The organism is Planctomycetaceae bacterium (assembly GCA_041398825.1).
In the GTDB taxonomy this organism is placed as follows: Bacteria; Planctomycetota; Planctomycetia; order Planctomycetales; family Planctomycetaceae; genus F1-80-MAGs062.
Genome location: JAWKTX010000002.1, coordinates 316779 through 342443, shown reverse-complemented (window position 1 = coordinate 342443; position 25665 = coordinate 316779). Strand labels below are relative to the sequence as shown.

Below are 25665 nucleotides of genomic sequence, written 5' to 3'. Positions count from 1 at the left end.
TGTGGACCGACGGTATGGCATTCGCCTCTATGACCAGTGAAGCATTAACCCTGGACGAACAGGAGTCATTTGCGCGCGATGGATACCTGGTCTGTCGGGGACTGATCCCCGATTCATACGTTGAGCGTATGTTGAGTGTTACGAACCGTGACCTGAGACTCCTTCAGGGCGACATCGAATTTGAGGCCGATCTGAACTACCCCGGGGCGCCGGAATCCCGTGATTCTGAAGGAGGACAAACAGTTCGCAGACTTCGGCAGGCGATCAGCCGTGACCCCGTGTTTTGCCAGTTTCTCAAGGAACCATTGATCCTGAATCGCCTGAAGCAGTTGGTTGGCAACCATGTGGTCATGCCGCTTGCACATCACAACTGCATCATGACCAAGCAACCTCGATTCAGCAGTGATACCGGCTGGCACCAGGATACTCGTTACTGGGCATTTACAACTCCACAGCTGGTGAACCTCTGGATTGCACTCGGCAGCGAAAATCTGAACAACGGTTGTCTGCGTGTTCTACCGGGAACCCACCTGAACCCCACTCCCCGGGAACGACTGGACGACGACCTGTTCCTGCGGCAGGATCTTCCTGCCAACAAACCGCTGCTGGAAACTTCCGTCCCTGTCGAGTTACAACCCGGCGACGCGCTCTTCTTTCATGCTCGTTGTTTTCATGCTGCGACACGCAACTTCAGCAACGAGACCAAGAAGTCAGTCGTTTTTACGTTTCGAAGTCTGGACAATTCACCGCTTCCGGGTACGAGATCATCAGAGATGCCTGAGTTGCTGTTGTCCTGAGCAGCGCAGCAACAAACGTCAAATTTCCGTGCTGTGATCCATTGGGCACAAGGCAGAGCACACAAGACAGAGCAGCAGTGCCCGTTAAGCAACTGACTCGGCAGATTCAGAATCAGCGTCGGCTGGTTCCGGGGATTTGGAGATTTTGTACAGAGGGCCATTGCCAAATTTGGCACCACATTTGGGGCATTTGGCTTTGGCGAGTCCTTTTCCGGCAGCCCCACCAAGCTTTTTCTTCTTCCGGCCTTCTTCGCTAATTGTCGCGCTGCAGGCGGAACAGCGGTGCCCGACAAGTTCCAGTTCAAAGGCAGGATCCTGTTCGTAGTAGACGACGTCCTGAATTGCTTCGAACTTTGTTTCTTCGAGGAAACAGCTGAGGGATTCGACCTTTTCTGTCTCGGGTACGCCGTTTTCGGCCGTTGGAAATTCCAGCTGGAACTGTGCTTTCAGTGTCCTGGCCAGGGTACGGTAACTGCTGATTGGAAGTGAAAGGTAGCTCTGTTCGCCATCCTTGCCTTCAATCGGTAGATAGACGGCAATTCGGCCTTCTCCGAAGACCGGCACTCCTGCGAACATTGACTCCTGAACCCTGATAATCGGCTGGACGAGTTTTGTCAGGTGAAGTGAGTCTTTGTCGATGGTCTGAACTTCGGCATTGGGCAGATTCTTGAATTCACCCGTCTTGGCAACCTGATCTCGCACCTTGCTGTAACTGTCTGTCAGTTCAGAGGCGGCTTGCTTGACGTCAGTGGATCCCTTACCAAGGAAGCCGAACAGCTTGTCCCGAACAAATGCCAGCATACCGCCGTCGTCGCTCCCGGCCTTTTTGCCGGCTTTGCCTTCTTTGACATAGGACACCAGAAAGACACCAGCGTCCGTGACAGCAATGTCAACCATCGAGTGGGGTTCGACCATACTGCCTGGTTTCAGCACGACTGACGTGGGGCTGAAAACGTGCAGCCAGCCGTCATTGACCCAGGTGACTTCGACCTTTGGCTTTTCTGCTTCCTTCGCTCGTTTCTTCCGAGGCTTTGGTGGGGCGGGAAGAGCCGGAATCGCGACAGGACCTTTACATTTTGGACAACGGACCTTCTTACCTGCCTGTTTGCCCGACGCCCGCACCAGATTTGTACATTTCGGACACGGAATCAGGATCTGGGTGACTGCTCCATCCTTACCTTTTTTCTGGTCTGCTTCTTTCTCTTCTGCCATGGCGATCGACAACAGGTCATCTGCATCCGCATTGACTCGAGAGCCAGCAGTTGCCGAGGACGATTTTTCAGATGCCTTTACGTCGCCGGTCTCTTCTGAATCCGCCGCGGATGCAGGGGCGGTCTCGCTCGTTTCAGCAGCAACGGCCTTGCCCCCGGGGGTCGTATCTTTGGGCTTATCAGGACCATCAACGGGCACTGATTCTGCCTGAGTCGAGGCTGGTGTCTCAGATTGATTCGAGCGGGCAGGCTGGGCTACCGCTGAATTAACACGATCATCGAGTGTGAACTCAGATTCGCCAGTCAGAGTGGATGTACCGCCTCCATCGCTGCGCAAGGTGAATCCATCTGTAGCCTGTGCGACGGCCCTGGATGCTTTTTCTGCAATTCGAGGCGGAAGGTAGTCGGTTCGCTGTTCAGGCGGGATATCGCTGTAGATGATCTTCTGCGGAGTAGTTGTGAGCTGCTCGTAGCGGCGCGCGATGTCGTCGCGCATGAAGCCGTTGCAATTCCAGCAACGGACCAGCCCCGTACGCACCATGGCGCCGCAGGAGCCGCATTCTTCTTCGAGGCTTGCGGATTTCAGCGAATCGTTCGACGCACCCTGAGCGATGTCTCGGGACTTCTTTTCGTCGAATACATGCCCACACTGCGTACACTCGTAAGTGTCCGCAAGGACCATCGATTTGCAGCTCGGACACGTTCGGAAATCTGTCGACATATCGCCGCGCGCTTGCTTTGCCGAGAGATTGAATGGACCCGCAATTAAGCGAAACCCGATTCAGTCCCGCGACGATTCTTGGTGTTTCAGGTAATTGACAACTCCCCGCCGTGGTCAGATGACCAGATTAACCGGGGTGGTTACGGTCTTACGGGGAAGTTTACGATAAAGAAAGCAACTTGTGTGATGACTTTTGGCAACACCCCGCACAATCCAATCACTTCGATCGCGCGGTTTGAGGAATCTGCGGGTCCGTCCGGTTCCAAGCATAACTATTTCTTCACGCCATCTTTACAAAAAACCTGGCACGAATGGAAGAATCGATTGTGCTGACAGCCCAGTCTGGGCGGTAAAACCTTTCGGACTAGTCAAATGATCAGTGTTGTTCGGGATTATTCCGTGCGGCGATTGCGCGAGCGACGGATTCCAGCATCACTTCCATCGCGAATGGTTTCCTCAGGTAATCGACAACTCCCAGCATTTCTGCGTAGGCTTTGTGGCGACTGCCTTCGTTCGCAGTCATCATGATCACGGGGGGAGGGTCACTGAGTTCCGACAGGAATTCCAGCACTGGAAAGCCGCCCATTCGAGGCATCATCATGTCGGTCAGCACAAGATCCGGCTTGTTGTTCTGGATGATCCTTCGGCCATCCTGTCCATTGTTGGCTGCCAGGACTTTGTAACCGGCTGCCGAGAGAACGCTTTGTACCGTGGCCGAAATCTCACGATCATCCTCAATCACAAGGACCGTTTTCTGAGCGGATGAATCAGCATTCGTCATAGCAGGAATCTCAGGAGGGACGGGAAAGTCAGGCGGGATATGGTTCAGCGATTCTAGCCTGAGAGCCGTGCAGTCACCAGCGTCTGCCTTCTGCACTTGCGCCGCGCTACGGTTCAGCAGCTACGACGAACGTGTTATCCTGACGTGTTCACCCCGAACTGACAGTGCGTCGTTCGATTCCTGCCTCCCTGCACCAAAGGATATCCCATGCAAAAAGTCCGGATTCACAGACGAATGTCATCGTGCATTGCCGCACTGGCTTTCATTCTGGTTTGTCCGTCATTGATTCGCGCAGACTCCAAACAGCCAAACATTGTGTTCATTTTCAGTGATGACCACGCATCTCAGGCGATTAGTGCATACGGACACCCTCTGAATCTTCTGCACACTCCGAATCTGGACCGTCTTGCAGAAACCGGAATGTTGTTTCGCCGATGCATGGTTCCAAATTCCATTTGTGGTCCCAGTCGCGCTGTCATTCAGACAGGAAAGTACAGTCACCTGAACGGTTTCTATCGAAATGGAAATCGCTTCAACGGAGATCAGCAAACGTTTCCGAAGCTGTTAAAGAAAGCCGGATACCAGACTGCCGTTGTGGGGAAATGGCATCTGGAGTCTGATCCTCAGGGGTTCGACTACTGGCACATCCTTCCCGGGCAGGGAGCCTACTACAATCCACCAATGATTAAGAATGGTGAACGTGTCAAGCACGATGGTTACACCACGGACTTAATCACTGACTTTTCGCTCGACTGGTTGAAGCAGCGTGATGAATCAAAACCATTCATGTTGATGATGCAGCATAAAGCACCTCATCGAGAGTGGTCTCCGAACTTGAAGTACCTTGGGTGGAACGGCGACCGTAAGTTCCCGGAACCGGAAACTTTGTTCGACGACTACAGTGGGCGAGGCAAGGCTGAACACGAACAGGATATGACTCTCGCAAAAACATTCACAGAACTAGACGCCAAACTCACCGTTCCCAGGTCACTCAACGAGGAACAACGCAGGATCTGGTCGAAGTTTTACGACCCATTGAACGAAGAATTCCGCAAGGCCGATCTCAAGGGTAAAGATCTGATCCGCTGGCGTTATCAACGTTACCTGCACGACTATCTCGGCTGTATCCTGTCGGTCGATGAGAGTGTTGGACGTATGCTGGACTATCTGGACGAAGCTGGATTGTCTGAAAACACGATTGTGATTTATTCATCCGACCAGGGTTTTTACCTCGGCGAACATGGATGGTTTGACAAACGCTGGATCTACGAAGAAAGCCTGACGACTCCATTGATGGTGCGCTGGCCTGGCGTCACAAAACCTGGCTCCAGCAGTTCCGCGCTGGTCTCGGTTCTCGATTTCCCAGAGACCTTTCTGGATGCTGCTGGTCAACCGGTTCCTCCTGACATGCAGGGGGCGAGTCTGAAGCCGCTGCTGGCTGGGCAGACGCCCGAGAACTGGCGCCAGAGTTTCTATTACCATTACTACGAATACCCGGGTGCTCACAGTGTCCGCAAACACTACGGGGTCGTCACGGATCGTTTCAAGCTGTTCCATTTCTATGAGCCGGACACAAACTACTGGACGCTGATTGATCGTGAGTCTGATCCGAATGAAATGAAGAACGTCTACGACGAACCCGCCTACGCAGGCACCAGGGAAAAACTTCACTCCGAACTGACGCGACTTCGAACAGAATTGAAAGTGCCGGAGAAAGACGGGGAAGCGTCGATTACCCCGTCACGAAGACCGCCAGCAAAGGCACCGGCGAAGAACAAGAAATGACGATCCCACCCATCCAGCGGAAATGAATGAGCATCAGACCCGGTGATACTTAAATCAGCCGGGTCTTTTTTCAGATTTTCGTTGGTCAAACGGGGTTGATCGAATTGACATCGAATTCAGGGCAGAAGTGCAACTGCCTGAGGAATATCTGTTTCCAATGTCATCAAACACGCCATCGCGTGACGGGATAGCATCGTTCTTTCGTAGCGCCAATCCGTTTGTATACGTAGGCTGATTCACTGACGGGCAGCTAATCGAAGAGCGTTCCTTTGGTGGCAACGGATGATCGGAGGGATGAACAATCTGTCAAATCGAGACCATTGAAACCCTGTTGCCAGGCGAGATGAAAATCCGTTCCTTCTTTCCAGGGATTTGACTGATCCTGATCGGCAGTGCGACCGCATTCCCAAACCCAGATAAGACCAGCATCGGGACCAAGCCAGCGTTCTGCATAGGACGGGCGGTCTCGGACCGGCTCGCTGATCGATCGAAGAATGTCTCCAGTACGACTCTGCGGAAGAACTGGCAACTCCTGAACTGGCAACTCCTGAACTGGCAACTCCTGAACTGGCAACTCCTGAACTGGCCTCGCAGGTTTCGGGATTTGATTTGCGTCAGTGTCCGAAGCGACGTCTGCCAGTGAGTCCGACTGATTATGAATGGTCGTGGAGTTCACCGCGTGAGGCACGTTCGTGCGAACAACCCGGATGCCACGTTCCATGAACCGCATCCCAAGCAGGGACTCTACGACCGCGGCCACAGTGCCGAGCTTCATTTCAGTCAGTCGTTGTTGCCAGCCCGGCTTCGCTGCGAACTCCGGAAGGTGAACGGGTAATGCCGTATTGAGTTGAACGACCTCGCGACAAAGCAACGCTGCGGGCTTCTCATCTCGCAGCCTCTTTCCAACGGATCCCGGTATCTGTCTGAAGTATGCCTTTGTCAGTATCGCGTCGAGTGTCTTGTATTTCTGGAGCAGCTCCATTGCCGTTTTGGGACCGATTCCTTTGACGCCTGGCACGCCATCGGTGCTGTCGCCGCAAAGTGCGAGGAAATCCGTCACCTGATCAGCGGGCAGTTCCAGTCGACTTTCGGGAGTGACGAATCCTCCATCTCCCCAGGGATGCAGTATGCGGCATCCGCCTTGACCGTGCATCGCCAGCAAGTCTTTGTCGCTGCTGACAATGACGGTTCGTTCGAACTGAGTGGCAATGCTTGCAATGACGTCGTCAGCCTCCCAGCCATCGATTCGCACGGTCGGAAAGCCTGCCAGCTGCAATGCTTTTTCTGCCAGCGTTTTCTGTTCGGTCAACCCAGGCTCAGATGGTGGCCTGTGGGCTTTGTATTCGGGCAACAGCGTCGATCGATATGTGTGTCCTCCATCCATCGCAATCACAATGTGAGCGGGGTCGGTCGTTCGGATGGCTTTCGCAAGTGTCTGAAAGAAGGAACGAACCGCATGGGTTTCTGTGGGGGTGCCCACGTGATACGCACGGACAAGCAGATTCAGGAAATCGATGGCCAATACGTTGCACGATTCGTTGAAAGAAACTGCTGTTCCAAAAGTCTTTGCTTCCTCTGTGGAGGAATTACCGGGGAGATCACTTTGGATGCTGGTTGCGGGTTCCATTGATGCGTCGGATGATGGTCGGCTGGCTCTCTCATCAACTTCATGGATATCAATCAGAAGTTGCGGATCGGAGTTTGAAGAGATCTCAACCCTTCGTGACAGACTCCTGGAGTGCCCCGGTCTTTCCGTTTGCGTTGCTTTGGCCAACAGGGGAGCGTCGTGGTGGCCTGCGACCAGATCTGCAACTGGCACAAAGCGATGGCATTGGAGACACACGCATTCGACGGTTGTTCCGTCGCTTCGTCGAACAAATTCGACTGGCGACGCCGTGTACGTCTTAACTCCCGCAGCCGTAGTTCCGTCCCTGCGGCGTTCAACCCATGTGACTGCGCTTCCAAGGGGCATAACGTCGTACTCCGAAATCGCAAACGTTTGTGCGTTCACTGCACTCCCGGGCATGAGCTCTTCAGACGAATGCCCGGTTTCACAGAACCCTGCTGCTCCCGGTTTCACTACGGATCAGACGAATGGTCGTCAGCAAATCGAGATGTCAGGCCAAACTTTACAGACGTTTTATCAAACTTTCGTTTGGTTTCTTCCAGCAGATCAATTCCGAGATCCATCGCGATCAGGTCGAGGCAAATCAGAACATCTGCGAGCTCTTCTTTCAATCCGTTCAAATCGTCAGAACCGCCAGCCAGACCGAGACGAACCCGTTCGATCTTCTTCAATTCATTGCAGACTTCACCACATTCTCCAGCCATTTCAAGACCGCGGAATGAAAGTGAGACGCTGCCACCTTTCGCCCATTCCGCGTGTCTGCGGATATTCGCATTTCGAAGCTGCTGGAACCCGTCAATGTCACTCATCTGCATTTCCCTCTGGACGATACCTCCCGGAACGGTGCAGATTCTACCCGGCAGTGCGGTGTTCGCCCAGGTGTTCGGCATTTCGTCAGGTCAGCATTTCCGGAAAACGACCGGAAAAGAAAGTTTTTGTACTGTCAAGGAGGTCGTAAGCCCCGGACCTGTGCCGTGAAAAGCAGTGTCATGCTCGGCGATCGTCGAATTGCGGGTGTTAGTAGTCCGCGGTCACGGCACTGGCAATCACCGGAACGAACGGAGCTGTGTTCCTGCCGGATATCCTGCGGGCATCAGTAATCACGCGAAAGAACGCTTCGACGCACCGCGCATCCCACTGCTGACCAGCCCCATCCCGCAAAATCTGTTCGGCTTTGGCTGTCGGCATGCCGCGGCGATAAGGGCGATTGCTGGTCATGGCGTCATACGCATCGGCGACAGCCAGAATTCTTGCTTCAAGCGGAATGTTGTTGCCGGTGAGTCCATATGGATATCCACTGCCATCCCAGGACTCGTGATGATGCAGTACGCCGGGAAGAACATAGTCCAGGTGGCGAAGATGTTTGAGAATCTCGTAACCAATCACCGGGTGTTGCTTAATCAATTCAAATTCTGCACTCGTGAGCCTGCCGGGCTTCTTCAGTACATTGTCAGGAACTCCGATTTTTCCGACGTCATGCAACAACCCGGTCATGTAGATTTCTTCACACTGTTCGGCGGGTAGTTCCAGTTCACTGGCAATCATGCGTGCGAATTCCGCCACGCGGTCACTGTGACCGCATGTGTATGAGTCCTTGGCATCGATTGCATTAATCATGGAACGAATGACGCCGCGCAGAAGCAGTTCTTTTTCGCGAAACAGGCTGCAGTTACGACCATGGGCCGCCAGCACGACAGCCGTCGCGTTCATCAGACTTGCTTCGAAAGTGCCGAATTCGTTTTCACTCAGGTAAGTTGTGTACTCCGGACCGCTGAAACGCGGGTATCGTGACGTGAGGTTCGAATCTTTATTGAAAGCAATCAGCCAGCCCAGGCGGGCTGTTGAAGTAGCGACAGGTACCATGATGCAGGAATCAACCGGACATCCGCGTCCCGACCGCGCACTTTCGAGATCATAGCCTGAACACCAGTTGTTCATGACGACTGGTTGATCTGTTTCGGATCGAGCGAGTTCATTCATCAATTGAAGTATCGTTTCCTTACTCGCGCGGTAATCACCGGTTTGCCAGACGACAGGAAGATCGTCATCGTCTGCGTCCAGCGGAATGTCGCGTACAAATGTCAGCATCTGAGCACTGATGAGGTCACAAAGTGACGGCAGCACCGTATCAGCAATATGTTCCGTGCTGTTTCCGGACTCACTCAGCTCCAGGTTGCATGCAAGCCTTCGCAGCCAGATCAGTTCTTCCAGGTCATCCGAAACCTGGGCTGCATATGCTGCGAGCTGGTCATTCTGAGAATTGATGGTCGATGTCTGACGTTCGATCAGCATTTCGCAGCTTTGCATCTGGGCCGTCGCATCGCAAAGCAGATTCAGGAGCCGGGATGTGTCCACTGGAACGTATCGCACAGTCGCCATCCGCGGATTTCTGTTGGCGTAGGGAGTCACGATTGCAGCGAGATGATCGCTTAACAGTTCGACGACAGGCGTGCGCCGTGCGAAGGCAAGTTCGATGAGATTTGCGATGGTTGCCGCATTCTGACGAGAAGATTCCGTCCCGCACTGTGCGCGCTTCAGGTGGGATTGATCTCCACGGAATGCGTCTTCTCGTTGCCATCCCGACTGGAAGTACCAGTATTCAACGTCCGAGTGATTCGCACTCGGTGTCGTCTCAACCGTATCTGGATGGCTGACAGCTTGAATCATTGGCTTACTCAAATTCTCCCGAGCGACGACGATGACCCAATGTGCACGACCTGACAAGGGAGAACTGAAATACAACTCCGAATGTGCCCAGGCGTGTCCCGCAACGACAACGGCTTGCCACCGGAACGAAATCCAACCTCACTTATGCGTCGAAAGCCCAGGCAAAGGTCACTGCAAGGCTAGCTTCAGATTCATGCCTGGAGGGTATTATTTAAGGGGATTTCCAGCGGAATAACTTGTACATTTATCGCGACCGGAAGTGGAATATTCGCCAATCCGGCGGATTCGTCCTGCATCTGGTTGAATGTGAGCCTTTGCTGATTGCCCGGAGCGCTGATCACCCGGAGCGTATCCGACTTCAGCTACTGGAAGCCGGGCGTGCGACGAAGATGCGGGCAGATGCCTGATCACCCATGAGCCATGCATTGCCTGGTGATTTCTACTGACGGACAGAACAGACAATCGATACAAAATGACCGGCCGGATCCGGAGTCCGGCCTTCTTGCTGCGCACACCGTCGGGATGCGAAAAATCATCATCATGTTTCGCTTCATGAACTACGGTTCAGGCAACGGACCGGAGTCGTGCCAAACGACCGGCCACATGATGGATGGAACGTTGGGGAATTCGGTGACGGAGAGACGTTACTGAGGATTACACCATGACCTGCAAACACGTCGTCATTGCGGAGGACAATTGCGTTCTTCTGGATGTCATCAGATTTAACCTGTCGCGAGCAGGTTACCAGGTGACGGCCGCACAGAATGGCAATGAAGCGTGGAATGTTATTCAGTCGCAGGGGGCAGATTTGCTGATCACTGACTGCCAGATGCCCGAGCTGTCCGGCCTCGAACTGTGCGAAAAAATCCGTTCTGACAAATCGCTTTGTAATTTGCCAATACTGTTCTGCACTGCCAAGGGGTTTGAAATCAGCCAGAGCGTTCTGAATGAGCTGCGATTGCCACAGATTATTTGCAAGCCCTTTAGTCCTCGTGAACTGGTCATGCGCGTTGACGAATTGTTGCAGCCTACTGAAGCTATTTACTGATCTCTCCTCAATCTGACCGATCAAAAACTCCATGTCCGTATCCGCCGTCAAGAGCCCTGGAATTCATAGCGCAATCACGCTGAACACTGCGTTCACGCTGATTGGCCTGGCGCTTGTTGTCCGGATGAGTGACTCGGCGTCTGTTCTGCTTGTGACGGCAGGAATGATGCTCCTGATTCTGGTTTCCAGTCTCTTTGCCCGGTATCGACTGCGTTCTGAAGCAGAAATCGAACGGTGCCTGTCACGACTTGCAGAAACGGACGAGATTTCTGCCGAATCGATTCCCCAGATTGTCGGCAATGGTCAGTCGGTTCGCGGATGGAATCGACTCATCGAATCTGCCGTCGTGCAACAGTTGCTTGAACGCGCGGATCATGCACTCACTGACGACGGCGCATTCCAGAAGTCATCAGAGTTGCCGGATGTTGTGCTGGATTCGCTGAGCGATGGTATTGCGGTAAGCGACGAATCCGGCTCCATTGTTTACCAGAACCCGGCGTTTGGATCATTGCTTGAATGTGCAGGGACGGACAATGCTGTGAGTCAGTTACTGATTCATGAATTGTTTCGTGAATTCGAAAACTTCACTGACTATGCCGTCTCGCTGGCATTCCCCGATCAGGCAGCAATGCTGACAATTGAGCTGTATCGAGGCACACAAACGGCCGACGGAGTGATCCGTGTCAATCGAAGAGCGATTCGAAATCATGCCGGGCTTTATGTCTGGACAATTCGAGACATCACCCAACAACAACTTGCGATTGAAACGCGAGACAGTTTTGTTTCCGCCGCAACGCATGAATTGCGCACTCCGCTGTCCAATATTCGGGCGTATGCCGAAACCCTGACCGGAGTTGGTGAAATCAACGTCGAAGATCAGCACAGATTCCTGAACATCATCATGTCAGAAGCTGGTCGACTGGATCGCATTATTGATGATTTGCTGAACATCAGTCACATGCAGGCCGGCTCGATGACGCTTGACCGACATGAATGCCAGATCGAGCGGCTGGTTAAAGAAGTTCAGGAAACAATCCGGCCATTATTCGAAAGCAAGAACCTGACTTTCGAAACTCGAATTCCTCCGCGACTGCCTGAGCTTATTGTTGACAAAGACAAGCTGGAAGCCGCGCTGGTCAATCTGCTGGGTAACGCCATCAAATACACAGCTGACGGCGGTCGCGTGGTGCTGGAAGCAGAAAATGCTTCGGGTGAAGTGCGGTTTCACGTGGAAGACAGTGGCATTGGGATTTCGACGGATGAACTCCCGCGAATCTTTGATCGCTTCTTCCGCAGCAACGATTCGCGAGTTCACCAGATCAGTGGTACCGGCCTCGGCCTGGCGTTCGCGCAGGACGTCGCACGCCTGCATGGTGGTCGAATTGATGTCACCAGCGAATTAAATCACGGAAGTCGGTTTACACTGACCATTCCTGCGCGGGCGATGGATATTGTGGGAGAACAGGCCGTCAGGCAGCTGTCGAATCCCCCTGCTCATAGGCGAACCGAATCGGTTGAAGTCCGGAAGGATCGTGCACCGGTACACAAGGAGATCCTGGTCGTGTCTTCTGATGATTCCCCCGGAGTTTGACAAGGACGGACGGTGATGAGATGCGACATAGTTCAACAGGGCGCCGTGATTGTCGCGCGCATTGATGGCATCATGACGCTTGAGAATCTTGACACGGCGCATCAGCATCTTCTGGCACGAGCTCAGAAACGACAGCCTCGCATGTTGCTGGATCTGACCGGGGTTCCATTGATCGACAGTTCTGCTCTGGAACTGATGGTGGAACTGCAGGCGGCATGTAATCGTCGTGGTGGTGGTGTCAAACTGGTGGGGCTGAACGTCCTGTGCGAGGAGATTCTGCAAATCACGGGATTGCTCAGCCAGTTCGAAGTGTTTGATAATCAGATTACGGCTATGGGGAGCTTCGCGACATGATGTCCCGACTCTCCGAACTCATTCGACAAAGCGGTCAGTCTCGAACGAAGTCGCTGTTGACGCGACGAAACTTCGGTCTCATTCATAACGATCTTCCGCTGGGCGAATCGTTGATCTCGGCCGGTCTTCTGCGGCGAGAAGACCTGCAGGGTTCGCTGGCCCGGCAGTCGATTTCCGGCGGACGACTGGGGGAACTGCTGATTGAGGTGGGACTGATCGATGAAGATCGTCTGCTCCCGTTTCTCGGACAGCGACTTGGGGTACCCGGAGTCCGTCTTCGTGACGGCATGGTCGATCCCCATGTTGTCCGTACTTTGCCGCGATCCATCGCGGAACGGCTGAGCGTGCTCGCCATGTTTCGCGTCCATCAGACCCTGACGGTGGCGATGGCGGACCCCCAGGATCTGCTGCAAATTGACGAAATTGAGCAACTGACGGGACTCAAAGTCAGGCCGGTCCTTGCGCTGCGTTCGAGTATCGAGCGGTTTCTGGCAAGATGCTACGAAGACGACGCTGGTACGAATGAAGTGGCGAAATCGTTCGATGACAATGCCGTGGAAGAACACCCGGAAGTCGTTCGAGTCGACCTGAATGATCTGAATGAACAGGTTGAAGGCAGTCCGATCATCAGCATGGTGAACTACATTCTGGTTCACGCTGTTCGACAGGGAGCCAGCGATATTCATATCGAGGCAGGCCGAAAACACTCATCCGTGCGATTTCGAGTCGACGGGCGTCTGAGAGAAGTCCTTCGGCCGCGCGGTGACTTTCATGCAGCGTTGATTTCGCGATTGAAAGCCATGGCAAGAATGGACATCGCCGAGAATCACCGACCCCAGGATGGTCGCGTCCACGTGATTGTTGAAGGCCGTGAGATAGATCTTCGAGCTTCCACGCTGCCGACAGTTCTTGGCGAAAAACTGGTGCTGAGAGTTCTGGACAGCACGAGCGTGACGTTTCGCATGGGGGATCTGGGCGTTAGCCCATCCCAACAAGCTCAGATTGAAGCGATGATGAAGCGGCCGCACGGTCTGATCCTTGTCACCGGTCCCACCGGCAGTGGGAAAACGACAACACTGTATTCAGCGCTTGAGCTGATCAAGGACATTCATACGAATATCGTGACAGTTGAAGATCCGGTCGAGTATTCACTGGACCTTATCAATCAGGTCGACGCGGCTCAGGGCAGCCAGGTCACCTTCGCCAGCGCTCTCAGAGCAATCCTGCGGCAGGATCCGGATGTTATCATGATCGGAGAGATTCGGGATGCCGAAACGGCTGAGATTGCGACTCAGGCGGCATTGACCGGACATCTGGTCCTCAGCACTCTGCACGCCAATGATAACGCTGGTGCGATTACACGACTTCGGGATATGGGCATTGCCAGCTACAAACTTTCTGCAAGTCTGGTTGGCGTGGTGTCTCAACGATTGTTGCGCACAATCTGTCCGAAGTGCCAAAAGAACTATTTTCCATCATCGGAAGTTCTGGATCGCCTCGGGTACAAAGGGGATCGTCGTCGCCAGTTTGTACGGGGTGAAGGTTGTCCGAATTGTTTCGACACGGGTTTTCGAGGACGAATGGGAATCTACGAAGTTCTGACGGTTACCGAAGGACTTCGTGAGATGATGACGCCGGAATTGAACAGCCATTCGGTCAGACGCTGGTATCAGCAGAATGGCGGCCAGCTATTGTTGCAGCAGGGAATCGTACTCGCAGAGAAAGGATTGACGAGTCCTGACGAAGTGCTGCGTGTCGCTGCAACCGACTGAAGGCAATGGATAACCAGGAAACGCACTCACACGCCCCATGGCACAGCCCACGGCGGAGTATTCTTCCGGTCACGCGTTGAAAAAGACTCCCGGGAATCAGGCATTGCTCAGCGTCTCGTGAAACGCCCTTCAAACTGTTCCTCGCCAACGTGTCGAATGACTCTTCGTTTGGTCTCCAGCGGGCCGCAAGGTTAACAGCGTGTTGAAAAATGGGACTGGCTCGAGCAGGAGACACCAAAACACAACGGTTTACAGCCATCCTGCTTGTGCCTGTCCCGATTTTTCAACAGACAGCTAGTGCCGACTCACAAAGCGAATCATGAATGCGTCATCAAAACCGATCGCGCTGGGTTGCGTTCGGGTCCGCAGGTGGCGATCAAAAATGTAACCAAATTCGATGGCGGACAAATCTCCGTCGCTGTCCATTCGCTCGAAACCCAGCATAAGTCGATAGTCTCGAATCGTCACAACGTCATCCGATTCATCCGGGTATTCCATGTCCCATGTTCCACCACCCAGCGCTCCGGCGAGGTAGACTCGTTTGGCATTGTCCAACTCATATTCGATTCGAGGACGAGGAAAGACCAGATCCATACGCAGCGACGGAGACATCACATCCCGAATTGAAAGACCAAAGACCGGGAGTATCCGAATATCGTCTCGGTCGAGATAGTCGACGCCAAATACAACATCGGTGGTGAGATTCACATGCAGCATTCCGACCGCGTGCGCAGGAAAGCGAATCCCCTCTCTTGCGCTCCCTTCGAAATCACTGTAGGCACCTACCTGAGCAGAAAGATCGTAACTGAGCAACGGAGAGAATGAATCGCGATGCTGAAATCCCAGGCAGAAGTCGTAGACGCGAGAGGGAATGTCGGGCGAAATCGGACCGTTAAACCAGTGGACGTTGAAGGCGGTGCTGAACCCCGTATTTCTCTGGCTCTTCAGGTATGGATCCGACTGCCAGTCGATGAGTCCGAAGTTTTCGCCTGACGACGGAATCCAGCTCAGCTCTGTCGAATGTGATCGATACACCGTGTACGGCTGTCGAAAGTTGCCAAACAGACTCTTGTCGTTGTCCTTATCGTCGTCATCAATATTGATGCGAAACTCATTGCTGCAGGATTCGCCGGTTGCTGAAATTTCGGCGGTGGATTTATCGTCGGGCCGAATGGGACTCTGCGAGTGGGGGACCAGAATATCTGACGTCTGTGAGTCGATGAGGCCGGGTAGAATTGTCTCTGAAGGATCCGAAGGGATTTCGGGCAGCGAGTCAGCCGAGTGGTGAAAGCCGTTGAAGTCCGGAATTGAGATCGTTCCGACCTCATCCCCGTGAGCATGGTCCAGAGGAGTTGCTGCGGTCTGAAGAACTAACGTTAGCGAAGCCAGGAGGCTGAGGAATGACCGAGGCTGTTCAGTCAGTGACATCCGTTTGTTTTTAACCGTAGTCTCACCGGACGTTTGCGACATGAAATTCATCCAGTTGATTCAGGGACGAAGCAATTGACAGCCATTGTGCAGTGGGATTTTGCCCTGGACTTCATCATTCAATCAAGGTCGCTTACGATCCGGGTGAACGGCAGAAAACGCCGAAAATCGATAGGTTACGGGAGTCATGCAAATGAATGAGTGGCATCAATCGGAGGTTGTGCTTCCTGCGTTTCGTCGCGGTTGCCATTTAATCACTCCGCATGTGTTGCAGGCCGTTCCGCAACTTCGATCGTGTCGGGTTGGGCTCATGCACGTGTTTATCAGGCATACTTCGGCGGCCCTCTGTATCAACGAAAATGCCGACCCGGATGTTCCGGTTGATCTGGCCATGGCACTCGATCGGATCGCTCCGGAATCCTGGCCTTACGATCATACCTGTGAGGGGCCGGACGATATGCCAGCACATGTAAAGGCAGCTATCACTGGCAGTTCTATTACAATTCCTGTCGCCCATGGACAGATACAAACAGGTACCTGGCAGGGAATCTACCTGTGCGAATATCGCAACCACGGGGGGCGTCGACATCTGATTGTCACAATCAACGGAGATTTTGAAGAAAACGGAGCGTAACGGACATCCTTTGCGAATCGCTGTGACTGTAAGAGGGTTAGCAATGATGGCAGACTGAAAGTCTTCCGTAGTGAAATCAGCGACCCAATCGATTGTAAATTCAGGCTGAAAAGGGATCCGGAGATGAATCTGAAAATGCGACAGTTCGTGTCTCGATCTTTGACCTTCGGTTGTGCCTCGATTGCAGCAGTGTCCTGCTCTGCTCTCTTCGCGGCACCCTCTCCGGACGACGAGGTTTCCCAGGCAGCCGAAAAGACGCTGTTCGAGAAACTTGATCGAAATGCTGATGGGAAGATTACAGCAGATGAAGTCAGTGATTCGCAGATGCCATTCTTCAGGCGTTCACTACGCGTCGCAGATCACAACAAGGACGGTGACCTGACACTGGAGGAATTTCAGGCATCAGTTTCAGAAGCTCCAACCGTCACTTCAGAAGTGCAATCGAATCAGGGACGCAGAGGACGATTTGCCAATGCAGGGCGTCCGGGGCTGGCTGATATGTTGAAACGGAGCGATCGCAATGGGGATGGGCAGCTCACTGCGGACGAGATCCCTCAGGCACTGAGATCGCGATTTGAGGAGATTCTTGACCGTGCAGGGCAGTCCAGTCTTTCCATCGAACGTGTTCAGCAAATGGCTGGTCAATTCGCCCGACAGCCGGGCGATCTCTCACGCAGATCACCTGCAGCCGGGTCCAAATCCCGGCCTGTCACATCTGTGGATATGACGCCCGAACGAAGGGAAACGTCAGCATCGGAGCAAATGTCCCCTCAGGACATCGTAGCACGACTGATTCGTAGTTTTGATCGAGCCGATGTGAATGGAGATCAGGGACTGGATCGGGAGGAGTTGATTCGTGCCTTGCAGATGGCCGAACGCGGCGCCCGGGCCAGGTAATCCGGCGGCAGAATCTTTCAGCGGCTATGTCCGTTTCTTATGTCCGTTTCTTATGTCTCAATGGCAGGTCGAGGAAGCAGGAGGGGGAATATCGCAGCCAGCAATGCGATGCCCGCCAACCAGGAGTATGAGTCGCGATAATTATCAAATGTCCCGACAAACCACGGTCCCACTGCTCCTAATCCAAAACCCATCATTGCGCTGAATCCGTACCAGGTACTTCGCTTTCCAGGTGGAACGAATTCCGGAAGCAGGCTGTTGTACAGTGGCTGATTCATGAAATGCACGAAGGCCAGCAGGCAGGCAGCGACAAGACGTTCCAGTCCCTGCGCGACGGACATCCACAGCAGAAAGGGAATGTTTGCGGCGTAAACCGCGGCAAGCATGAAGCGAAGATGTCGAGGATGTGCCATGCGTCCCGCCAGAAACTGCCCCGCTGCACCGCATGAGAGTGCCAATGCTGAGCAGAATCTGGCGCTGGCGGTTCCGGTAAACCCAAAACTGGCAGCCAGTCGTTCTACCTGCGGAACTTCGGTCAGGTATCGAGTGAGAAAATGCAGAAATCCACCGTAGACAATTCCACACAAAGCAGCGGATGTCACCATTAACGCAAACGGTCGTTTCTGCAGCCGATCCAGTGGAACAGGCATGGCCGGGAGCTTCACGGTGTTCGTTTCAGTTTCGCTCTTATTGCCGTTGTGACCGCCTTCAGGCTGAGCAACCTGTTCCGGTGGAACGGGTTTCAACATAGTCAGCAACATCCAGGTCAGGATTGCGCAGCAGACGGCGATGACCGCATAAAATGTTTTCCAGGTGGCTCCGGAGACGGACAATGTCAATCCGGCGATGAGCGGCGCGGACATGATTCCCGTTGAGCCGAGTACTCCGTGCAGCCCCAGTGCCCGGGGACGCTCATAGGGAGTCGTACTGTTCGCCAAAAGTGCTAGCCCGGCAGGATGATAGATACTGGCGAAGCATCCGAGACAAAACAGCGATATGTACAACATTGTTGAAGAGGGACTGAGCATGACTGCCAGGCAAATGCATGCAGAGGCTCCTAGATAGATTGCGAGAATCCGGCGAGCTCCGATCCGATCAGCGAGCATGCCGGCAAGTAACGCTCCGAATCCATACGGGATTCGGAAGGACGTACTCAGCAATCCGGATTGTTCAGAATTCAGTTGAAATTCGCTGGAAACATCCAGTTCGACACTCGCAATAGACTGTTCAAGCAGATGTACAGTGGCATGTGAGAAGGAAACAAGCAGGACAAGGCGAAGCAATAGCGAGTTACGATTCACGGACAATCTCTGTAGAGTGGTTCTTCGATGCGTATAAGAATCATGTTCGGCGGTCCAGCGATTGCTCCGGGTGATGGATGAAGCACCAAATAGAAAAGCCCGGCTTCTGGGGGAAAGCCGGGCCATTCGGATTCGAATCTGCGTCATCAGAGGAATCGCACGATCATCGTCGGGCTATTCGGTCTTTTTCTTTCCTTTGCCTTTACCCTGTCGGGCTTCAAAGCCTTTCTTGAACGCGTCGTCTGAAAACACCATTGCGAGTTGATCGTCGCCAGTTGCGGCTTCAGCTTTGCCTTTGCATTTCTCGCAGCAGAACTGAACATTGACGCCCTTCATCTTGACGGCCTGTTCTTTGTTCATATCGCCGCCGGAAAATGGGCACTTGGTCTGTCGGAACTGTCGTGTCTGAACCAGCTGATGGTTTGCCTTGACTGCATACTTGGTGTTGTCAGCTTCGAAGGCAGCTTTGCATTTCTCGCAACAGAAGTAAGTCTTCTTGTTCTTGTAAGCGGTGAATTGCTCTTTGTCGGCATCAGCACCGGATACAGGGCACTTGGCCGTGAATTTGACTTCCGCTTTCTGGACAGGCTTCTCCTGCTTTGGCTTTTCATCTGCAATAACTGTCAATGAAACGCCCGTGCACAGTAACAACGCCAGAATGCGAAGTGACTTTTTCATGTTCAATCTCCTTTGGTGGGTTGGTGAAAAGACTATTCGGACGGAATCCGATCGTCACACAACCAGGTGACATCGTCACGAATTTGACCATGGTTTGCCTGACACTGTCAACCCAAAGCCGTGATTGCCTGTCCGGCATCGATGCCCCTGACGGTTTCTACATGCCCCATGGCTGAAGGAAGAATGAAACGAAGTTCGCGTCCTTCCGTCTTCTTGTCCAGCATCATGCATCGGACAATTTCGTCGGTTCGCCCCGCAAGATCGGCGGGGACATGAACCGGCAGAGACAACGCCTGCAACAGGGAAATCTGTCGCTGAGTATCCTGGTTTGATATGCGTCCCAGACTTTCCGCCAGTCGACTGGCACAGACCATTCCTATTGATACTGCCTCACCATGCAGCAGGGTGCCGTAGCCTGCCAGTGCTTCAAAGGCGTGCGCAAACGTATGCCCGTAGTTCAGGATCGCTCGAAGCCCGGTCGTTTCGAATTCATCTTCTTCGACAACCTGAGCCTTTAGTTGGCAACTGCGAGCAACGACATGGCCCATAACCTCGTCACGTCGTTCATTCAACCCGGTGATATTCTGTTCAAGATACTGCAGAAACGGTTCGTCCATGATGACACCGTATTTGACAATCTCCGCCAGACCGGACCGATATTCGCGATCCGGCAGCGTTTTCAGCAGTTCGGTGTCGATCAGGACGCCCGATGGCTGATGGAAAGCACCAATCAGATTCTTGCCCTTCGGGTGATTGATGCCGGTTTTTCCTCCCACAGAACTGTCAACCATCGCCAGCAGTGTGGTTGGAATCTGAACGAACCGGAGCCCCCGCGCGTAGGTTGCAGCCACGAATCCTGCGAGGTCGCCCACAACGCCTCCTCCCATCGCGATGACGATTGTTTTTCGGTCGGCTGCCATATCGACCAGAGTGTCGTATAACCGCTGAACCTGCTGGTAAGACTTGGATGTTTCTCCCGACGGAACGGTTTGGCTGATCGATTCAATTCCCGCGCCGGCGAGACTGTCCATGACCGTCGAGCCGTGCAGTTTCCAGACGACATCATCAGAGATCACCAACGCCCTCAGCAGTTGTGATGACGCATCGGACAGCCAGGTCCCCGCCGTGGCACCAGCATGGCGAAGGCACCCCTTTTGAATATGAATCTCGTAACTTCGAGCTGCCAGATTAACGTGCACTTTTTCAATGGTCATATTTGAGTGATCAGAGAGAGACAAATGCGAATGAGCGGGCACTTTGGCAGGGAGTCGCGAAGTGCACCTGAACGACCCAGCATAGCCGGAAACGCACCCTGAAGCCATCTGCCACCGGACGCTTCGAAATGAAACGACGGCATTTGTACGCGTGGAAATCCGCCGAATCGAGTCCTCAATTTCTGAGAAACCGTGACGCGTTGTTGTGATAAATGTCCTGCAATTGCGTCAGATCGAGTTGGTTGGATTCATGGACCCGAATCAGTGCGGCTTCCGGGATCAGAAATGGTGCGTGTGAGCCAAACAGGAGCCGTTGCTTCGGCAATTTTGAGCAGAGTTCAGGGATTGAATCTGTCCCCTCAAGGCGTGCCGTATCGAAATAGACACCCGGGTGATCTGATAACCTGCTCAGCAAGGGATCTCGCAGTTTATGATTGAGAATCTGCAGGCGAGCTGTCGGGAGACTGGCGATGACATCGGGCAGTGCCGTCAGATCGGCATCCGGAATCCTCAGCATTTCCGGTTGAGTCCGGGTGTCTTCGATGGAAACGACGATCTGGATGAACACATTGAAAGCAGTTGCCATCTCCAGCAACTGACCGACAGAAGTCGCATCGAAAGCATAGCCGTGATATCCGGGAAACAATCGGATTCCGGACATGCGGTGATGACGAACACATCGCTCGAGATCGAACTTCCATCCTGGCAGCATTGGATTGATGGTTCCAACGGGACGGAACTCCTGAAATGGCAGACATTCTGCAGCGAGACGATCATTGGCAGACGTGAGATCACGGTGAAAAATGCCTTCAAAACTTCCCGCCCATGCTTCAGTGATATTCAGTTGCCGAAGTTTTGCTGCAAGCACTGCAGTCGGTTCGAGTGGAAGTCGACGAAAGGGCCATTGAAAGAGGCTCACGTTGGTGTCGATGACTGTGATAGAATCGTCCTGACTCACGAAGCACTGAGCAGTTGGCTGGGCCAGAGCTGCCGTTAATGATGGTGAAATGATGCCCGCTTTCGCCAAACTGCAAATCAGTTCACGTCGGTTGATGGGTGCGTCCATTTCACTGAGCTCGCGCTGGAATCATCGGTAAGCAAATCCCAATGTCCAGTGTACCGACTGCAGGTTTGCTGGGACAGCAGGAATATCCGGAGCTAGCCGATTTCGCATGTTGCATGCAATCCGACAGTGGTGTCACGAAAAGATCTGTTGGACTTCGGCCATCTCGGCAATCAGAAAGTCACGAATACGCTCCATTGAATCGCGGTTCAGTCGTAGCTCATCGAGGACATCATCGGAGACGTCCAGCGTTGGCAAGTCGACTCGGAATGATTCCGGTAACGAAGCGCTGATGCGGTCGGCGATGTGAACGACCGCGGCCAGTTTACGATGTTCTTCTTCAGCCGTCAGTGGTTCGTGGTGGGAACCAGCAGCAACGGCAATGGGTTTCGGAAAATTCCATTCTTCGCAAGCCGTGCAACCGCTTTGTTCGTGGTCAGCTCCGAAAGCTGCCATTTCAAATGTCCTCAGATCTTTAACCGGAACGCCGTTGGAGTCTACGATCGTCTGATCGACACAATCTGCCAGCAATTCGTGGGACCAGTACAGCTCAGCCATGATGCCAATATCATGAGTCAACCCGGCAAGAAAATACTCATTCGGATCGCCGTGATGGATTTCCTGACACAGCAGTCGTGACGCGCTGGCTGTGGCGGTCGAATGCGTCCACAGTGTCTTCATATTGAATCGTGTATTCGAAAGTCGCCCCGTTGCATTGAACACTTTGGCCATCGAAGCAGCAATGGTGATATTGCGGACTGCATTTCTGCCCAGAACGACAACGGCGCGTTCGATACTTGAGATCTGCCGTGGCAGTCCGTAAAAGACCGAATTCACAACTTTCAGGATGCGAGCGGATAGTGCAACGTCCGATGTGATCAGCCTGGACAGTTCCCCTGGCCGAATATCCGGATCCTTAAGCGCAGACATGATGCGACTGGTCACTTCGGGCAATGCCGGCAGATTTCCGAATCGATTTATCTGAAGGCCAGAAGCGTCAACTGCTTCCACTGCAGTATCACTCATTGCTACACGATCCTAAGATTGAGCCGGAGCGGCTCGCAAGACTTACACGGAGGAGTCAACAGTGCGATTTCTCAGTCATCAAACCTGTGATTCGATTCAGGAATGGAATCAGCGAAACAGAACGGCTAACCTGTTATGGATAGCCTAGCACGCTTAAAAACAGGTGGCGGCAAGCAACCTGCCCGCTTGCTCTTTTCATGAAGAATCGAAGTGTTCCGACGCGGTTTTGATGGCAGTGTCCAGTGTCTTTTGGACAGAAAAACACTGCCGAATCAGAAAGTCCTGATGTCTCATGGGGACATTCACCCACTGACCTTCGATAGAATCAGGCGATGAGATTTTCTCAAACAGAGAGGGCGGCACCTGGTTGCCGTCTCCCATAAACTGACACTTTCTACTTCACTCAGACGTCTTCAGAAATCGGGGCGGGCTGAAGTTGCGAGATTTATCCGATGATCATTCAAAAAGACTACAAATTCTACGCCGCACATCGAAACGAAACGCTCAGGGACAAGTGCAGCAATATTCATGGTCATCGCTATGGAGTTCACTGCCATTTTGAAGTTGAACGTGAAGGAGATATCAGCACCTTATTTGGCGCGTTCGATGAGAAACTGGAGCCCTGGCTGAAACAGAATTACGACCACGGCATGTTGATTAATGTCAACGACCCACTGTACGAAACACTTCAGGATCACTCTCGACGTACGGGTGAGAAGTTCAGGCTGAAACTGTTCAATGGCCCAACCAGCGTGGAAAACCTCGCCTGGATGATGTTCTCCGAGATTACGGAAATGGGCTTCCGCCTCAGTAAAATTGAGATTCGCGAAACGGATACCTCCGTGATCGTCTACACCTGCGAAGACTGGAAACGAGATAACCTTCACTTCGAAAATTCTCGAAGTCCGGCGGTGTCCGCAGAAATTGCCTTGCAGGCATGCCAGTCATAATGCGAAAGTCGAATTACGACGGACACCTCAACTTTGCCTGGCGTGAGCGCTTTTCCTGATCCAGGTTCAGCTTGAGTTTGGGTGATTGCGTGATGTCTTCTGACTTTCTGAGTCCGTTGAAATGATCAGGGATTCTGAAAAGTCAGTGTCTGGCAGCGTGCGGCTGACTGTTCTTCGTGCAGCTGACCGCCAATTTTTGCAAGGGAAAGACTTTGTCGAATCGCAAGTCCATCGACCAGTTGTATACCGAAGTGACACAAGCGGCCTCGCTTGGTTTGGTGGTCAATCTGGTCCTTGGGGGAGTGAAACTGGCGGGGGGCATCATCGGCCAATCGTTTGCTCTGATTGCAGACGCAGTCAACTCCATTGGCGACGTTGTGACCACCGTGGTGGTGCTTTACGCACTTCGTGTGGCTCAGCGGCCTGCAGATGAAGAGCATCCCTATGGGCACACCCGCGCGGAAGGAATTGCCGCCTCAAATGTCGCTCTGCTGGTCATTGTCTCAGCTGTATTTATTTGCTGGGAGGCGATCCAGCGCATCAATTTGCCACAGTCAATACCGCCCTGGTGGACATTGGGAATTGCTGCGATCAACATTGTCATCAAGGAAAGCCTGTACCACTACAAGGTGCAGGTTGGTCGGCGGACGGGGTCAGCTGCAATCATTGCAAATGCGTGGGACCATCGAAGCGATGCGCTTTGTGCATTGGCCGTTCTGATTGGACTGGCATCTGTTCGTCTGGGCGGTGACGGCTTCTACTGGGCCGACGAAGCGGCATCCATCGTTGTTGCAATTGCCATTATTCGCTCCGGTGTGCATCTGTTTCGATCAAGTGCGAGCGATCTGATGGATGTTCAGGCGAATGCTGATTTTGTGAATCGTATACGTGCGTCTGCAGAGCAGGTAACCGGCGTTGAAGTCGTAGAAAAACTCTGGGTTCGTAAGTCCGGACTGGAATACTTCGCAGACATCCATATTGAAGTGGATCAGCATATGACGGTCGCCGACGGACACAGGATTGGGCACCTGGTGAAAGCCAGACTGCTGGAAGAATTCACAAGCTTGCGAGATGTGCTGGTACATCTCGAACCGTTTCCGCATGAGCCGGCCGGACATGAACAAATGAATGCCGGAAACCGTTAATGCCAGTGTTCAGATATTGGTTCGGGCCACTGCTCTGGTTGTGACTCCGGTTAAATCTCCAGCGGAGGTTGACAGGTCTGCCACATGGCCGCCGGTCAGCGACTGACTTCGTCGGGGGATTCGGGTTCACCTGAATCAGGCTGAGACGGACTGGTTTCCGTATCTGCCAGACTTTCCATAGCGGCGCGGGCAGCCTGCTGCTCAGCCTCTTTCTTGCTGCGTCCCCAGGCAGAACTATAGGTTGTGTTCCCAATCCGGACAGCCACACAGAATTCGCGTGCGTGATCTGGTCCGCGCTCCTCTGTTACAACGTACTCCGGTGTCACGTTGCTGACTCGTTGTGTGTGCTCCTGCAGCTGACTTTTGTAGTTGTCTGTTTCCTGCAGCTGGCAGTCGGTGAGTTCGTCTTCGAATCCGCGAAGAATAAACTCGCGTGCTTCTGCGAGCCCTCCGTCGATGTAAATTCCAGCAATCAGCGATTCGACCACTGCCGCCAGAATGGAATTCGGAATGGAATTCAGCCCGCGTCCGACCAGAATAAACTCCCGCAACTCAAGCTTTGCCGCCACGCGAGCACATACCGCACGGCTCACAAGTTGAGATTTCATCTGTGTGAGTTGTCCCTCCCGGAGGTCAGGAAACGACTGGAAGAGGTAATCGCAAATCACCAAACCCAGAATGGAATCCCCGAGAAACTCAAGCCGCTCATTCGAATCGAGACGAGTCTCGGCAGACGAACTGTGCGTGAGGCAGCGGCGCAGCAGGCGGCTGTCGCGAAATCTGTAGCCGATCGATTTCTCGCATCGTACCAGCAGCTCCTCTAAATCGGCCAAGGATCGTTCTGGAAAAGGATTTCCGTTTTCAGGGCCAACCACAACTCGTGTTCCGTTCTCTTGTCATCGGGGGAATGTCTATTCGGCGGTAGGCCAGACCGCCAAACTCTGCCTGAGTTCGTTGGAATTACACAGCGGAAGC

General features: G+C 53.2%; 23 protein-coding genes. 11 read left to right on the top strand and 12 right to left on the bottom strand.

Going from position 1 to position 25665, the window contains the following annotated elements:
- The first annotated feature begins 14 nt into the window (after positions 1 to 14).
- The gene (locus tag R3C20_05225; protein ID MEZ6039885.1) at positions 15 to 797 is read left to right on the top strand and encodes a phytanoyl-CoA dioxygenase family protein; all 783 of its coding nucleotides are present in this window, start codon (positions 15 to 17) and stop codon (positions 795 to 797) included.
- A gap of 84 nt (positions 798 to 881) precedes the next feature.
- Here R3C20_05225 and R3C20_05220 read toward each other — a convergent pair whose 3' ends face one another.
- Both R3C20_05220 and R3C20_05215 read right to left on the bottom strand, forming a co-directional pair.
- Positions 882 to 2690 (bottom strand): hypothetical protein, encoded by a 1809-nt coding sequence (locus R3C20_05220; GenBank protein MEZ6039884.1) that lies wholly within the window; start codon positions 2688 to 2690, stop codon positions 882 to 884.
- A 415-nt stretch (positions 2691 to 3105) separates the two neighbouring features.
- Positions 3106 to 3510 (bottom strand): response regulator, encoded by a 405-nt coding sequence (locus R3C20_05215; protein ID MEZ6039883.1) that lies wholly within the window; start codon positions 3508 to 3510, stop codon positions 3106 to 3108.
- 234 nt (positions 3511 to 3744) lie between these two features.
- Between R3C20_05215 and R3C20_05210 the strand changes: the two genes are divergently transcribed.
- Positions 3745 to 5295 (top strand): sulfatase, encoded by a 1551-nt coding sequence (locus R3C20_05210; protein ID MEZ6039882.1) that lies wholly within the window; start codon positions 3745 to 3747, stop codon positions 5293 to 5295.
- A gap of 250 nt (positions 5296 to 5545) precedes the next feature.
- On the opposite strand, the gene R3C20_05205 is transcribed toward R3C20_05210, so the two are convergent.
- The 3 genes from R3C20_05205 to R3C20_05195 all read right to left on the bottom strand — a co-directional run bounded on the left by R3C20_05205 (position 5546) and on the right by R3C20_05195 (position 9589).
- The gene (locus R3C20_05205) at positions 5546 to 7267 is read right to left on the bottom strand and encodes a 5'-3' exonuclease (GenBank protein ID MEZ6039881.1); all 1722 of its coding nucleotides are present in this window, start codon (positions 7265 to 7267) and stop codon (positions 5546 to 5548) included.
- A gap of 107 nt (positions 7268 to 7374) precedes the next feature.
- Entirely contained in the window at positions 7375 to 7731 is a 357-nt protein-coding gene (locus R3C20_05200; protein ID MEZ6039880.1) for a MazG-like family protein, read from the bottom strand.
- Between the two features lie 208 nt (positions 7732 to 7939).
- Complete coding sequence (locus R3C20_05195) at positions 7940 to 9589, bottom strand: HD-GYP domain-containing protein (protein ID MEZ6039879.1); 1650 nt, start codon at positions 9587 to 9589, stop codon at positions 7940 to 7942.
- Between the two features lie 236 nt (positions 9590 to 9825).
- Between R3C20_05195 and R3C20_05190 the strand changes: the two genes are divergently transcribed.
- The 5 genes from R3C20_05190 to R3C20_05170 all read left to right on the top strand — a co-directional run bounded on the left by R3C20_05190 (position 9826) and on the right by R3C20_05170 (position 14354).
- The gene (locus tag R3C20_05190) at positions 9826 to 9996 is read left to right on the top strand and encodes a hypothetical protein (protein ID MEZ6039878.1); all 171 of its coding nucleotides are present in this window, start codon (positions 9826 to 9828) and stop codon (positions 9994 to 9996) included.
- Positions 9997 to 10250: 254 nt separating this feature from the next.
- Positions 10251 to 10637: a response regulator gene (locus R3C20_05185; GenBank protein ID MEZ6039877.1), complete on the top strand. Its 387-nt coding sequence runs from the start codon at positions 10251 to 10253 to the stop codon at positions 10635 to 10637.
- A 31-nt stretch (positions 10638 to 10668) separates the two neighbouring features.
- The gene (locus R3C20_05180; protein MEZ6039876.1) at positions 10669 to 12228 is read left to right on the top strand and encodes an ATP-binding protein; all 1560 of its coding nucleotides are present in this window, start codon (positions 10669 to 10671) and stop codon (positions 12226 to 12228) included.
- Positions 12229 to 12243: 15 nt separating this feature from the next.
- A complete protein-coding gene (locus tag R3C20_05175) occupies positions 12244 to 12582 on the top strand; it encodes an STAS domain-containing protein (protein MEZ6039875.1) in 339 nt (112 codons plus the stop codon).
- Entirely contained in the window at positions 12579 to 14354 is a 1776-nt protein-coding gene (locus R3C20_05170; GenBank protein ID MEZ6039874.1) for a GspE/PulE family protein, read from the top strand. The genes R3C20_05175 and R3C20_05170 overlap by 4 nt, the downstream gene beginning before the upstream one ends.
- 294 nt (positions 14355 to 14648) lie before the next feature.
- Here R3C20_05170 and R3C20_05165 read toward each other — a convergent pair whose 3' ends face one another.
- Positions 14649 to 15824: a hypothetical protein gene (locus tag R3C20_05165; protein ID MEZ6039873.1), complete on the bottom strand. Its 1176-nt coding sequence runs from the start codon at positions 15822 to 15824 to the stop codon at positions 14649 to 14651.
- A 151-nt stretch (positions 15825 to 15975) separates the two neighbouring features.
- Here R3C20_05165 and R3C20_05160 point away from each other — a divergent pair, with 151 nt between their 5' ends.
- Both R3C20_05160 and R3C20_05155 read left to right on the top strand, forming a co-directional pair.
- Positions 15976 to 16416, top strand: coding sequence for a secondary thiamine-phosphate synthase enzyme YjbQ (locus R3C20_05160; protein MEZ6039872.1), 441 nt, complete (start codon positions 15976 to 15978; stop codon positions 16414 to 16416).
- A gap of 123 nt (positions 16417 to 16539) precedes the next feature.
- A complete protein-coding gene (locus tag R3C20_05155; protein MEZ6039871.1) occupies positions 16540 to 17313 on the top strand; it encodes a hypothetical protein in 774 nt (257 codons plus the stop codon).
- Positions 17314 to 17363: 50 nt separating this feature from the next.
- On the opposite strand, the gene R3C20_05150 is transcribed toward R3C20_05155, so the two are convergent.
- The 5 genes from R3C20_05150 to R3C20_05130 all read right to left on the bottom strand — a co-directional run bounded on the left by R3C20_05150 (position 17364) and on the right by R3C20_05130 (position 22595).
- The gene (locus R3C20_05150; protein MEZ6039870.1) at positions 17364 to 18614 is read right to left on the bottom strand and encodes an MFS transporter; all 1251 of its coding nucleotides are present in this window, start codon (positions 18612 to 18614) and stop codon (positions 17364 to 17366) included.
- Between the two features lie 174 nt (positions 18615 to 18788).
- Positions 18789 to 19292 carry a hypothetical protein gene (locus R3C20_05145; GenBank protein ID MEZ6039869.1) on the bottom strand — a complete coding sequence of 168 codons (504 nt, stop codon included), beginning with the start codon at positions 19290 to 19292 and terminating at the stop codon, positions 18789 to 18791.
- Between the two features lie 107 nt (positions 19293 to 19399).
- Entirely contained in the window at positions 19400 to 20506 is a 1107-nt protein-coding gene (aroB, locus tag R3C20_05140) for a 3-dehydroquinate synthase (GenBank protein ID MEZ6039868.1), read from the bottom strand.
- Positions 20507 to 20681: 175 nt separating this feature from the next.
- Positions 20682 to 21572 carry an amidohydrolase family protein gene (locus R3C20_05135; protein ID MEZ6039867.1) on the bottom strand — a complete coding sequence of 297 codons (891 nt, stop codon included), beginning with the start codon at positions 21570 to 21572 and terminating at the stop codon, positions 20682 to 20684.
- A 132-nt stretch (positions 21573 to 21704) separates the two neighbouring features.
- Positions 21705 to 22595: an HDOD domain-containing protein gene (locus R3C20_05130; protein MEZ6039866.1), complete on the bottom strand. Its 891-nt coding sequence runs from the start codon at positions 22593 to 22595 to the stop codon at positions 21705 to 21707.
- A 452-nt stretch (positions 22596 to 23047) separates the two neighbouring features.
- On the opposite strand from R3C20_05130, the gene R3C20_05125 reads away from it, so the two are divergent.
- Together R3C20_05125 and R3C20_05120 are read left to right on the top strand one after the other, a co-directional pair.
- The gene (locus R3C20_05125) at positions 23048 to 23545 is read left to right on the top strand and encodes a 6-carboxytetrahydropterin synthase (protein MEZ6039865.1); all 498 of its coding nucleotides are present in this window, start codon (positions 23048 to 23050) and stop codon (positions 23543 to 23545) included.
- 212 nt (positions 23546 to 23757) lie between these two features.
- Positions 23758 to 24690: a cation diffusion facilitator family transporter gene (locus tag R3C20_05120; protein MEZ6039864.1), complete on the top strand. Its 933-nt coding sequence runs from the start codon at positions 23758 to 23760 to the stop codon at positions 24688 to 24690.
- Between the two features lie 95 nt (positions 24691 to 24785).
- Here R3C20_05120 and rnc read toward each other — a convergent pair whose 3' ends face one another.
- Positions 24786 to 25523: a ribonuclease III gene (gene rnc / locus R3C20_05115; GenBank protein MEZ6039863.1), complete on the bottom strand. Its 738-nt coding sequence runs from the start codon at positions 25521 to 25523 to the stop codon at positions 24786 to 24788.
- Between the last annotated feature and the right edge of the window lie 142 nt (positions 25524 to 25665).